At 51.9% G+C, this 12681-nt stretch carries 12 protein-coding genes; 10 read left to right on the top strand and 2 right to left on the bottom strand.

All coding sequences use genetic code 11. From position 1 onward, the window contains the following. Positions 1 to 10 precede the first annotated feature (10 nt). The 4 genes from trpC to trpA all read left to right on the top strand — a co-directional run bounded on the left by trpC (position 11) and on the right by trpA (position 3553). Complete coding sequence (gene trpC / locus AC4PHM_RS12390) at positions 11 to 808, top strand: indole-3-glycerol phosphate synthase TrpC (protein ID WP_492018071.1); 798 nt, start codon at positions 11 to 13, stop codon at positions 806 to 808. Between the two features lie 108 nt (positions 809 to 916). After that, entirely contained in the window at positions 917 to 1582 is a 666-nt protein-coding gene (locus AC4PHM_RS12385) for a phosphoribosylanthranilate isomerase (protein WP_492018070.1), read from the top strand. Beyond that, complete coding sequence (gene trpB / locus AC4PHM_RS12380) at positions 1579 to 2766, top strand: tryptophan synthase subunit beta (protein ID WP_492018069.1); 1188 nt, start codon at positions 1579 to 1581, stop codon at positions 2764 to 2766. Before AC4PHM_RS12385 ends, trpB begins: the two co-directional genes overlap by 4 nt. Continuing rightward, complete coding sequence (trpA, locus tag AC4PHM_RS12375) at positions 2759 to 3553, top strand: tryptophan synthase subunit alpha (RefSeq protein WP_492018068.1); 795 nt, start codon at positions 2759 to 2761, stop codon at positions 3551 to 3553. The genes trpB and trpA overlap by 8 nt, the downstream gene beginning before the upstream one ends. 267 nt (positions 3554 to 3820) lie before the next feature. Here trpA and AC4PHM_RS12370 read toward each other — a convergent pair whose 3' ends face one another. Together AC4PHM_RS12370 and AC4PHM_RS12365 are read right to left on the bottom strand one after the other, a co-directional pair. Then, positions 3821 to 4051 (bottom strand): hypothetical protein, encoded by a 231-nt coding sequence (locus tag AC4PHM_RS12370; protein ID WP_492017489.1) that lies wholly within the window; start codon positions 4049 to 4051, stop codon positions 3821 to 3823. A 15-nt stretch (positions 4052 to 4066) separates the two neighbouring features. Further along, complete coding sequence (locus AC4PHM_RS12365) at positions 4067 to 5773, bottom strand: IS1634 family transposase (RefSeq protein ID WP_492017490.1); 1707 nt, start codon at positions 5771 to 5773, stop codon at positions 4067 to 4069. 337 nt (positions 5774 to 6110) lie between these two features. Between AC4PHM_RS12365 and AC4PHM_RS12360 the strand changes: the two genes are divergently transcribed. From AC4PHM_RS12360 to AC4PHM_RS12335, 6 genes are all read left to right on the top strand, one after another. After that, positions 6111 to 6536 carry an ACT domain-containing protein gene (locus tag AC4PHM_RS12360; protein ID WP_492018067.1) on the top strand — a complete coding sequence of 142 codons (426 nt, stop codon included), beginning with the start codon at positions 6111 to 6113 and terminating at the stop codon, positions 6534 to 6536. A gap of 9 nt (positions 6537 to 6545) precedes the next feature. Beyond that, positions 6546 to 7904: a PFL family protein gene (locus tag AC4PHM_RS12355; protein WP_492018066.1), complete on the top strand. Its 1359-nt coding sequence runs from the start codon at positions 6546 to 6548 to the stop codon at positions 7902 to 7904. Between the two features lie 306 nt (positions 7905 to 8210). Next, on the top strand, positions 8211 to 9755 hold the full coding sequence (locus AC4PHM_RS12350) for an IS3 family transposase (protein WP_492017433.1): 1545 nt from the start codon (positions 8211 to 8213) through the stop codon (positions 9753 to 9755). A gap of 177 nt (positions 9756 to 9932) precedes the next feature. After that, on the top strand, positions 9933 to 10565 hold the full coding sequence (locus tag AC4PHM_RS12345) for a TetR/AcrR family transcriptional regulator (RefSeq protein WP_492018065.1): 633 nt from the start codon (positions 9933 to 9935) through the stop codon (positions 10563 to 10565). 30 nt (positions 10566 to 10595) lie between these two features. Then, on the top strand, positions 10596 to 11555 hold the full coding sequence (locus tag AC4PHM_RS12340; RefSeq protein WP_492018064.1) for an ABC transporter ATP-binding protein: 960 nt from the start codon (positions 10596 to 10598) through the stop codon (positions 11553 to 11555). Between the two features lie 3 nt (positions 11556 to 11558). After that, on the top strand, positions 11559 to 12602 hold the full coding sequence (locus AC4PHM_RS12335) for an ABC transporter permease (protein ID WP_492018063.1): 1044 nt from the start codon (positions 11559 to 11561) through the stop codon (positions 12600 to 12602). The last annotated feature ends 79 nt before the right edge of the window (positions 12603 to 12681 follow it).

Raw genomic sequence — 12681 nt, 5'->3', positions numbered from 1 at the left:
GAGGACAACCATGATTTTGGATGAGATTGTTGAAAAACGGAAAATTCAGTTGGCCCGGGAGATCTCGGCGGTCGGTCGTGAGGAGATGAAGCGCCTGGCGCTGGAGATGACCGCTGATACGGCTTCCCGGTTGCGGGCCACCAAGGGCTTTGCGAAGGCGCTGGCAGCGGACGGCCTGTCCATTATTGCGGAGGTCAAAAAGGCCTCCCCTTCCAAGGGTCTGATCCAGCCGGATTTCCGCCCGGCGGAAGTCGCGGCGGCCTATGAGCGCAGCGGCGCCAGCGCCATTTCTGTGTTGACGGAGGAAGCTTATTTCCAGGGCGGCTCCGACTATTTGAGGCAGGTGCGCCAAGCGGTGTCCCTCCCCATCATCCGAAAGGACTTCATCTTTGACGACTACCAGATTTACGAGGCCAGGGTGATTGGCGCGGACGCGATTCTCCTCATAGTCGCGATCCTCACCGACGAGGAGATCCGGTCCTTCATGGACCTGGCGGCCTCCCTTGGACTGGATGCCCTGGTGGAGGTTCACGACGAAGCGGAGATGACACGGGCCATTGCCTGCGGCGCTGAATTAATTGGTATTAACAACCGGGATCTCAAAACCTTCAATGTGGAGCTCTCCACCACCCAAAGACTTCTGCCGATGGTCCCTAAAAACTGCCTCTGCATCTCAGAAAGCGGCATCCGCGATGCTGCAGACATGGAGCTGGTACGGGCCTGGGGCGCCGACGCGGTGCTGATAGGCGAGACCTTGATGCGAAGCAAGGACGTCGAAGGGACGCTGAAGGGACTGAAGGGGCTGTAATAGAAATCGTGGATAAAAAGGAAGGAAACCGGGGGTGATGAAACTCAGTGTCAGACACCCAGTTTCATCACCCCCGGTTTCCCTCATTAGAAAGTGAGTTGACATACAATGAAAATTAAATTCTGCGGACTTAGACGTCCTGAGGATATTGAATACGCGAATCAGACTCGGCCGGATTATATTGGCTTTGTCTTCGCGAAGAGCAAACGGCAGGTGAGTCCTGAACTGGCGGGGCAGCTGGGGCTTGGGCTGGCGGAAGGCATGAAGAAAGTCGGCGTGTTCGTCAACGCGCCCTTGGAGGAAATCCTTGAGGCGGTGCGGCTGGCGAAACTCGACGTGGTGCAGCTGCATGGCGATGAGGGTCCTGAGGAGATTCGGGCAGTTAAAGAGGCGCTGTCGGGTGTGTGTTCTGGAACCATCGGCAAATGCCATGAGATTTGGAAGGCCGTGAGGACGACAGACGCGGCGGTGCTGCTGGCGGCGGACGGGCTGGAGGTGGACCGGCTGCTGCTGGACGCCTTTACGCCGGGCATGGCCGGGGGCACGGGTGTGGTCGCGGATTGGAACATGATTCGCGGCGTGAAAGAGCAGCTTGCGAAGCCCTTTTTCCTGGCCGGCGGGCTGAACGCCGGGAACCTGGAAGAGGCTATGAGGGCGGTCGAGCCTTATGGGATCGACTTGTCCAGCGGCATTGAGACGGACGGGTTTAAGGATCTGTCAAAGATGGAAGGGATCATAGAAATTATTGAACGAGTCGGGGGGAAAAGAGCATGACAAAGCCAGGAAGATACGGTGAGTTTGGGGGACAATATGTCCCCGAGACGCTGATGAACGCTTTGATTGAGTTAGAGGCGGCATACACGAAGTTTTCTCAGGATCCGGAGTTCAGGGCGGAGCTGAAGGCGTTGCTGGAAGGGTACGCGGGGCGGCCGTCCATGCTGTATCCGGCGCGGAAGATGACCCAGGATCTGGGGGGCGCGCAGATTTACCTGAAGCGGGAGGACCTGAACCATACGGGGTCCCACAAGATCAACAACGTTCTGGGGCAGGCGCTCCTTGCGAAGAAGATGGGCAAGAAGAGGCTGATCGCGGAGACGGGGGCGGGCCAGCACGGGGTCGCCGCGGCGACGGCGGCGGCGCTCCTGGGCATGGAGTGCGAGGTGTTCATGGGTGTTGAGGACATGGAGCGCCAGCAGCTCAACGTCTACCGGATGAAGCTCCTGGGGACGAAGGTCACGGGGGTGTCCAGCGGAACTGGGACCCTGAAGGACGCGGTCAATGAGGCGTTCAGGTGCTGGGCCGGGGAGGCGGATACGACGTTTTACATGATTGGTTCTGTGATGGGGCCCCATCCGTTTCCAATGATTGTACGGGATTTCCAGAAGGTCATTGGCGAGGAGGTTCGGGCGCAGCTTGCTGTGGAATCCGGGCGGCTGCCGGATTGCGTGATTGCTTGCGTGGGCGGCGGGTCCAATGCCATGGGGGCGTTTTACGACTTTATTGATTCTCCGGGCGTTCGGCTGGTCGGCGCGGAGGCAGCGGGGCTTGGCGTCGACACGCGGATGCACGCGGCTACGGTGACCATGGGGGAGACGGGGGTTTTTCACGGGATGAAATCGCTGTTTCTGCAGGATGACGGCGGGCAGATCATGCCGGTGTACTCCATCTCCGCCGGTTTGGATTATCCGGGTATTGGGCCTGAGCATGCTTATTTGGCTTCCATCGGCAGGGCGGAGTACTTGCCGGTGACAGACGCGGAGGCGGTGGATGCCTTCGAGTACCTGGCGAAGGTGGAGGGGATCATTCCGGCCATTGAGTCGGCCCACGCGGTGGCGCTGGCGAGGAAGATCGCGCCTGAGATGGGGCCGGAGGAGATTCTGGTGATCTGTCTGTCCGGGCGCGGGGACAAGGACGTGCAGTCGGTGGCGAAGTACAGGGGGGAAAACATCCATGAATAGGATTGATGTGACTTTTGAGGCGCTCAGACATCGCAGGGAGAAGGCGCTGATCACCTTTGTGACGGCGGGCGACCCGGACATGGCGACGACGGAGGTTTTAGTGTGGGAGATGATTGCTCAGGGCGCGGATTTGGTAGAGCTTGGAGTGCCGTTTTCGGATCCCATGGCGGAGGGGCCGATCATTCAGGCGGCCAGCGCCAGGGCTTTGGAGGCGGGGGCGACGCTGCCGGGGATTTTTGATCTGGTGGCGCGGCTTCGGGCTGGAGGTGTGGCGGAGACGCCGCTGCTGCTGATGATGTATTTGAATTGTATTTTGCATTATGGGAAGGACCGGTTTTTTGAGGCCTGTGCCCGTGTGGGGATTGACGGGGTGATTGTGCCGGATCTGCCTTACGGGGAGCAGGTGGAGATTTCCGGGGAGGCCAGGGCGCACAGGGTTCACCTGATCAGCCTGGTGGCGCCGACGTCCCGGGACCGGATCGATGCTATTGCCCAGAACAGCGAGGGTTTCCTGTACTGCGTGTCTTCCCTGGGGGTGACGGGCACGCGGGCTGGGTTCGCGACGGATTTTGACGCGTTCTTTGGGGAGATTCAGAGGCACGCGACGGTTCCAACAGCGGTGGGCTTTGGTATTTCCACGCCGGAGCAGGCGAAGGCGCTGGCGCATTATGCCGACGGTGTCATAGTCGGCAGCGCCGTGGTGGACCTGGTTGGGAAGCACGGCACAGGGGCGGTGGCGCCGGTTGGCGCATTTGTGAAGGCGCTGAAGGAGGCGATAAGGGAGTAAGGCTGAGTGGGTTGAGTTCGGGCGGGGGTGGGCGCGAGAATGAAAGTCGTTTTCGCATGCTCTGGCACCGAAAAAATATCTGTCCGCGTCACCAATTTAGAATTGGTGACGCGGACAGTAATTTAACCGGGGACGCGGACCGTAATATATTTGGGGACGGACAGAATTCAACTCTGCAACTGGCACCCGTTAACGTCAACTTCCAGAAAAAATGTGACTAAAACTCCTGCACAGTGATCGCTGTAGGAGTTTTTTGTTGTTTTCAGCCTATTCTTTTTCTTGATCAATTGGTTGTATAAATTGAAGGATTTGGTCATAGGATTTATCACTTTTCATTATGGCATTGATAAGTTCATCACGTTTTATCGCATCGCGTTTGTCCATCAAATCTTTTAATGTTGCAAGCGCCGCATCGTACTTCGCCTTTGCCTTCACCACATCCGATTGCGCCTTTTCAATCTTTTGTTCCAACGCATCCATTCCAACCGTTCTCGCCATGTTTCGCATCCTCTCTTATTTGTAATTTTTTTCTGCATTCATAAGCGCTTCACTTATTTCAGCAGCTTTGTACTTTACATATGAAACGTCAATTCCGAAGGCTTTAAGTATCGTCTTCTGAGTTGCTGTAACGGCATGGTCCAGTCTATAAACATTGTCCAGCTGTCTAACCATCTCAATTTTTTCAAGTTCTTTTATTGCCGCAGGGACCGTCATAAAGTTCGGCCTTTTATCTATTTTGTTCATTTCTTCTTTGAGACTTGTATAGATCTTGCTTCTGATGATCAGCGCAATAAATTCTATAAATATCTTCGCCGATGCCGATTCATCTGAGTGCACACGAAGACTCTTATTACCAAGATACGACTTATCACCCCGGAATAGCTTTTCTGAGACATCACGACTTTTGTAAAGATCAATAGCTTCTTTTGCAGTCATCTTTTCCGAGGTGATGATGCAGAAATATCCGCATAAATCAATCTCGCTTTCTATTACACCAGCCTTCTCAACAGGAAATAGAAACGTCTTCTTTTGTTCATCATAGTAGAGTTCAAAATACCTCTCAAATCCCGCACCAAATTCACGCATTTCATTGGCATGACGTTTCATGAATTTTGTCATCTCATCAATCCGATTTTCCAGTATATTGCGCTCAGCACTTTCCTTATCAATACTATGATAGATATGAAAATAGCGATCTTTTTCATCCGTAGCATACAGCTTTTTCTTTACTGTCATGCCATAAACTCTGTATTCACTGATATGATGGAGTCTCTTCTTCTCAAATGATCCTTTATGTTTCAGAATGAGCTGATTTACGAGGGATGCCATTCCCTTGACCATGATCACAAAGCTATAACCACACTGATCCATGTACTCAATATTTCTCTTGCCGAAGTAACCACGATCCAGTATAAAACCTATCTTCCTATAGCCGTATCCTTTTGCTTTATCCAGCATAAACTGAAGCTGTGACACGTCATTTATACTTCCTGGGTAAGCTTCATAAAAAAGTGGTTCTTTGTTTCTCGTGTCATAAGCTATTGAATAATTGAAAATTGGAGATCCTTGATCTACTTTGGCATTGCCATATTCAAGCATTTCAATATCTCCAGCCTGACAATTCTTATTTGTTGAATCATAGGAGATATAGATCTTTTCTCTGTGATCTTTTGATTCGTTCCATGAATTCAAAAATCCCACACTTTGATCATCTGTTATATTTTTTAAAAAATCCGAAACCTTGGAATCACTGAAAATCCTCATATCTGTGGTAAATAGTGCATGATTATAAGCATAATCTGGATAGTACTGGGCAGCGTTACTTTCAGTAATAATCGAATAGGCTGCCATGTCCAAGAACAACCCTACATCTTTTTTACTAAAATCTCGGCTGAGCATGTCCGGGATTCCGCTTTCTCTGATGAGTTTTTGGAGAATTATATAAGTCCCGACTCGCAAACAACTGCTTCTTAATGAACGATCCTTTTCTTCGGGAAGCTCTACTTCCGGGAAGAACTTCAGGTAGTTCTGGTTTGGCTGCATCATAAGATGATCAGCTTTGGACTGCTTCCCAATCATCGCTCTTTTTACGTTCGTAAATTTTCGCGTAGGATCATAGATCCTATCGTACTCATAGTAAACATAACAGGAGTCGTCTCGTTTTCTGTAGGTTATTTTACCTGTTACTTCTGGTATTTTGACTAGAAAATCGAGGTACATTTTCGTCCTCCTTTTTAGTAACATATGTGACTAAATACAGTATAACACTAAGCCCGTATCTTTGCAAGCAAATCCGCAGAAATACGGGCTTCAGCTGATTATTTTCTATTTAGTCACATTTTTTTATAGAAGTTGACAGTTAATTGTTTGTAATTTATGACGTTCGATCACGGTAAGATGTCGTATTTCCGCATTATTGTATACAAAATCATACAATATTACGAACAATCGTTAATATAAATAAAATATTGTTAATAAAATGCTGTTCATGCCCTTCTGTTCTGTGCTATAATGTGAAAAATTCTGAAAACTTGAACGGGAGAAAAGGTGTGGGTGGGTGACCATCGGCGGAGGTTTTGGTTTTGGTCTGGTCCTGGTCCTGGTCCTGGTTCTGAGTCTGATTCTGGTTCTCGGACCCGGGCGGGTTCCTGCGCAAGCGCTAACACCGTCACCGTCACACCTGACCTGTTTGAGGGAAATGGGGGCAATTCAATTGAAAGCAGTCATCACAGTTCTTGGTAAAGACCGGCCGGGGATCATCGCGAAGATCGCCACGGCGCTGTACGAGCGGGAAGTCAACATCGACGACATCAGCCAGACCATCATGCAGGGGCTGTTTACCATGGTCATGATTGTGGACCTGGGCAGCCTCAACACGAACATTGAGGAGCTGCAGGCGAAGATGCAGGAAGTCGAGAACGAGCTGGGCATGCAGATCAGAGTGAAGCGGGAAGAGGTTTTCACCGCTATGCACCAGATTTAGGAGGATGTTATGTTAACCATGCGGCAAATCCTGGACACCCAGGAAATGTTCCACGAACAGAAACTCGACATCCGGACCGTGACTATGGGCATTTCTCTCATGGATTGTGCCGATGGCAACGGTCAGGTCATGGCGCAGAAGATTTACGACAAGATCACAAGGGTCGCCGCGCGGCTGGTTCCAGTGGCGCAGGAGATCGAAAAGGAATTCGGGATTCCCATCATACATAAGCGGATTTCGGTAACGCCCATTGCCATGCTGGCGGGGGCTTCCGAGGAGGATGTCACGCTGGAGCTGGCCCACGCGCTGGACCGGGCGGGCAAGGCAGTGGGGGTCAACTTTATAGGGGGCTTTTCGGCACTGGTCCACAAGGGCATGACGAAGGGCGACATCCGCCTGATTCAGGCACTGCCAAGGGCGCTGTCGGAGACGGAGATCGTCTGCGGCTCGGTGAACGTGGCGACAACCCGGGCGGGTATGAACATGGACGCCATCCGGGAGATGGGCCAGGTGGTGAAGGCGTGCGCGCGGCTGACCAAGGACCAGGACAGCATCGCCTGCGCGAAGCTGGTCATCTTCTCTAATGCGGTGGAGGACAATCCGTTTATGGCGGGGGCCTTCCACGGGCCGGGCGAGGCGGACTGCACCATCAACGTGGGCGTCAGCGGACCGGGGGTTGTGAAGGTCGCGCTGGAAGAGGTGCGCGGCAAGAGCTTCGACGAGGTGGCGGAGACCATCAAGAAAGCGGCTTTCAAGGTGACGCGCATGGGCGAGCTGGTGGCCCGGGAGGCGTCGCGGAGGCTGGGGGTTTCTTACGGCATTGTGGACCTGTCTTTGGCACCGACGCCTGAGGTTGGGGACAGCGTGGCCCGAATCCTCGAGGAGATGGGCCTGGAGACTTGCGGGACCCACGGTTCCACGGCGGCCCTGGCAATGCTCAACGACGCAGTCAAGAAGGGTGGCGCCATGGCGTCTTCCCACGTGGGCGGCCTCAGCGGCGCGTTCATTCCGGTCAGTGAGGATGAGGGCATGATCGAAGCCGTCGAGAAGGGCATCTTGACCTTGGACAAGCTCGAGGCTATGACCTGCGTGTGCTCGGTGGGTCTCGACATGATCGCGATCCCGGGGGATACGACGGCGGAGACGATTTCGGCCATCATCGCAGACGAGGCAGCGATTGGCATGATCAACAACAAGACCACAGCGGTGCGCGTTATTCCGGTCGAGGGCAAGGGCGTGGGCGACTACGTGGAGTTCGGCGGTCTGCTGGGCCGGGCCCCAATCATGCCGGTGAACAAGGCGTCCTCCAAGCTCTTCGTGGAGCGCGGCGGCCGGATTCCGGCACCGATTCACAGCCTCAGGAATTAAGAGATCAAGACCAAGGCGTCTGCCGATGGTCGTAAAAACCAACAGACGTGCATGAACAAAGCAGCGATTTATGCTGGCAGCAAGTCTGAAAAAGGTAACGGGGCATCCCCCGGCTGTTTGCAGTGGACAGCCGGGGGATGCCCCGCTTTGTTTGGAAGACTTGCGGAACAACCTTCACCTCGGGGATGGCGGTCGAATGGACGCTAATAATAAACAAATTTACATTCTTGTGTTAACAAAACATTACCGTCCGCGTCGGGGGTGCGGACAAAAACCTGGACTATGAAAAAGTCAGGAGTTGTCCGTATGTATTCGTTGGAAGTTAGGAAAAAAGTAATCGAGTTATACATCAAGTACGACAAGTCTGCGGCCGCTGTATCAAATGAGCTCGGTTTTCCATCGTGTAGAGTCATCCGGAGATGGTACAAAGACTATCTAAGGGGTCAATCAATCGGAGACGAATGGGGGAGGAAACCTAGAAAGGTCAAGTATTCAGTAGAGCAAATGGAAGTAGCCGTTAATCATTACCTGGCGCACGGGAGAAATCTTTCAAGAACAGTAAGAGCTTTAGGCTATCCATCCACGGGCAAATTAAGACTCTGGTGTGATGAATTGAATCCAAATGATCGCAAAATGCACGTCAGTAGTATACAATGCACTCAAGCGCAGAAAAAGGAAGCCGTCGTAGAACCCGACACGCCGTGTGTCAGGGCGACGGATCTCGGAGATAAGCACAGTGTCGGCCGAAGAACTAATTATAAACACAACGGTGTTCTGCTCGCTAAGGAGTATCCAATAATCATGTTGAAAGTTGATGATAAACTCCATGAAGGCAAGCCCCCTGAAGGAACAGAGGCTCTCTTGGTTGAAATCGAATTGCTAAAAAAACAAATCAGGAAATTGGAAATTGAAAAAGAACTCATGGGAGAACTCTCAATAATTCTAAAAAAGAACCCGGGCGTCGATCCGAAGAAATTGACAAACAAAGTGAGAGCAACATTGATCGACGCCCTAAGAAATAAATATACCCTTAAGGAATTATTGAAATATGTTGATATACCAAAAAGCAGTTATCATTATCATCATCAGATTGCATTGATGCCTGAGAAATACGAGAATATCAAGCTTCGAATTATTGATCTTTTTAAAGAAAACCACGGAAGATTTGGATATCGACGGATTAACGAACTCCTTCAGCAGGAAGGCATTCGTGTTTCGGAGAAGATTGTGAGACGTATCATGTCAACATTAAAACTTGTTGTTTTCGGGAAAAAGAAGCGAAAGTACAGTTCCTATTTAGGTGAGATAGCACCTGCAGCAGACAACCTGATTAATCGGGATTTCCATGCGGACGCACCAAATACAAAATGGCTTACGGATATAACCGAGTTTTCAATCCCCGCCGGTAAGATATACCTATCCCCAATAGTAGACTGCTATGACGGTTATATAACGAGCTGGTCAATTGGAACAAGACCCGACGCAGCTCTGGTTAACAGTATGCTTGATCGCGCCATAGACAAGCTACAAGAGGATCAGCGTCCAATTGTCCATTCGGATAGAGGATGCCACTACCGTTGGCCAGGGTGGCTATCCAGAATGGACAATGCAGGCCTGGTGAGATCAATGTCAAAGAAAGGCTGTTCACCTGATAACTCTGCCTGCGAGGGCTTCTTCGGCAGACTCAAGGTTGAAATGTTTTATTATCGCTCATGGGTCGGTGTTAGCCTGAACGAGTTTATGAATATATTAGATGAATACTTAATCTGGTATAACGAAAAAAGAATCAAAATGTCGCTGGGTGGAATGAGCCCGTTGGTGTTCAGGCGAAGCAAAGGACTAGTAGCCTAAACCGTCCAAGAAAACGTCCGCACCCCCGTCCCTAAGTTGAAAGTTGTCCGCGTCACCAACCTTAATCCATATTTAATGATTATCGCGCCGAATTAGAGGTATAATATGACCAAGAAGTCACATGACTAAGTGGTCATATTAATAGAAAGATCTGCAAATTGAGCAGGAGGTGCAGCTATGCCAAAAGAGACTTTTTTTAATCTGCCGCCGGAAAAACGCGCTAAAATCGAAGAAGCTGCCATTCGGGAGTTCGTGGAATACAGTTTCGAAAGCGCCAGCGTGAACCGGATCGTCAAGGGGAGCGGGATACCCAAGGGCAGCTTCTACCAATACTTCGAAGACAAGAAGGACCTCTACAAACACATCATGTCCCTGATCATCGCAAAAAAAATGGAGTACTTGACGCCGGTGATGAAAAATCCCTTTGACCACGACTTTTTTGTCATCGTTAAAGAAATGTATGAGACAGGGCTAAATTTTGCGAGGGATAATCCGGATTTTGTGGTCATAGGGAATCGTTTGAGGTCCGATCCGTCTCATGCGCTGTTCAAGGAGATCATCGAGGACAACATAGACAAGTCGAATCAGGTGTTCGAGCAGCTGCTGACCTTGGGGATCCAGCGGGGGGAGATTCGGCCGGACATTGATCTGGGGCTCACCGCCCACCTGATCAGCGCCCTCAACGTGGAGATCAGCGAATACTACCAGAAGCACATTGCCAAGAAGGACGACTATTTTTATGATGATGGGGTTTTGGTGACCATCGGCAAATTTTTGGATCTTTTGAAGTTTGGGATTGGGAAGGCTTAATAGGCTCTGCAATTTCAGGAGGTGAAACACATGGTAAGAGTGGAAGGGCTATACTACTCGTACACCAACGACGACAAGTACGCGGTGAAGGACATCAGCTTTGAGATCGAGGAGGGGGAATCCTTCGGGCTCCTGGGGCCGTCCGGGGCTGGGAAGTCCACGACGCAGAACATCCTGACGGGTCTGCTGCCGCTGAAGACCGGGGAGGTCCGGGTGGCGGGTTACGACATGCACCATCCGAAGCGGGAGATGTTCAATAAGCTGGGGGTTTCCTTCGAGCAGTCCAACGTCTACGGCAAGCTGACGGCGCTGGAGAACCTGGAGTTTTACAGGAAGCTGTTCGACGTGCCGACCCTGGATCCTATGGAACTGCTGACCCTCGTGGGGCTGGACCAAGTGGCGGCCAAGAAGGCGGCGACGTTTTCGAAGGGGATGAAGCACCGGCTGACCTTCGTGCGCAGCATGCTCAATCAGCCAATCCTGTGGTTCCTGGATGAACCTACGACGGGGCTGGATCCCGCCATCGCCAGTGTGATCAAGGATATTGTGAAGGAGAAGAAGGAGCGGGGCACCACCATTTTCCTGACGACCCACAACATGTTTCTGGCGGACGAGCTGTGCGACCGGGTGGGGTTCATTGTGGACGGGACGCTCAGGCTGATCGATTCTCCGAGAAACCTCAAACTCAAGTACGGCGAAAAGCTGGTCGAGGTGGAGTATGTGGAAGAGGCCGAGGAGGCCGTTAAGTTGGATGCAAGCGGCACCGGCATTGTGAGTCAGGCGACCATCGGCGGGGGTACTGTTACTGGCACTGGAAGCAGCACTGGAGGCGGCATGAGACTGATCCGGCGCCACTTCTCCCTGGTGGATCCGGTGGAGGTCGCTGCGCTTCAGGAGGTGCTGGCCACCAGGAAGATTGAGACAATGCACACCAAGGAAGCGACGCTGGAGGAGATTTTCATCAAGGTCACCGGTAGAAAGCTGGTGTAGGCTATGAAATTTCTGACGACTTTTTTGAAGGACCTGAAGCTGTCCTTTCGGACCTTCTACATTTATATTGAAATTGCGCTGGCGGTGATTTTCATTCTGGTGATGCTGTTTGTGCTGCCGGAGAATTTCACAACGGAGCATGACATCTATACGCTGATTGAGCTGGAGGAGCCGGCCTATACTCAAGTTCGGACGCTGTTCGACGAGGGCGCTGAGGCGGACCGGCTGATCTATCTGGACAGCCGTAAAGCCATTGAAAACGCCTTGCTTGAGGACCGTGAGGCCGCGGGAATCCATGTGTTTAGGAGCGCAGAGGGACGGATCACCTATGACTTTGTGCTTCAGGGCTACGAGAGTCCTAAGCTGGTGGAACTGCTGAAGCAGACTTTTATTGGGGACCTCACGACCTATATGCCGGACTATGAAGATCAGGTGTCAATCACGACCCTTGGCGGGACCAGGGAGAAGCTGTCTGACCGGCTGACGGTGCTGCCGGTGTTCCTGGTGCTGAACTCCGCCTTTACTGGGCTGTTCATTGTAGCGGCCTACATCTTTATGGACAAGGATGAAGGGACGATCAAGGCGCTGACGGTGACACCCGCGAAGATTTCGGATTATCTGCTGGCCAAGCTGGGGATGATGCTGGTCACGGGCATGCTCACGTCGCTTCTGGTGACGCTGGCCATAGCTCGGGGGTCCGCCCACTATGGGCCGCTCATGATTTTTATGGCGGCGGCCAACCTGTTTGGTACAGCGATTGGGCTCCTGCTCACCAGTTTTTACGATGACCTGATGAAGGCCATGAGCAGCATTTTTGTCGTCGTCTTTGTGCTGGCGTTTTCGACGATTTCCTATTTTATGCCGTCCTTCAGCCCGCTCATCATCCGGATGATCCCGACTTATCCTATGCTGGTGTCGATCCGGGAGCTGCTGTATCAGCAGCCAAACCTGACTTATGTTTTTGCGACGGCGGGTGGGCTCCTGGCCGGTGCGACTCTGATTTTCATGCTGGCACTTTACCGGTTCAAGAAGACGCTGACGGTTTGAGTTTGAGTTTGGGACCGGTTTTGGTCATAGGCTAGGATTTGGACCGGTAAATGGGTTTGATCTTAGTCCTGAACTCGGT

The organism is Acidaminobacter sp. QWL-03 (assembly GCF_058683855.1).
The sequence above is the reverse complement of the archived record's forward strand: the minus strand, read 5'-3'. Positions and strand labels throughout refer to the sequence as shown.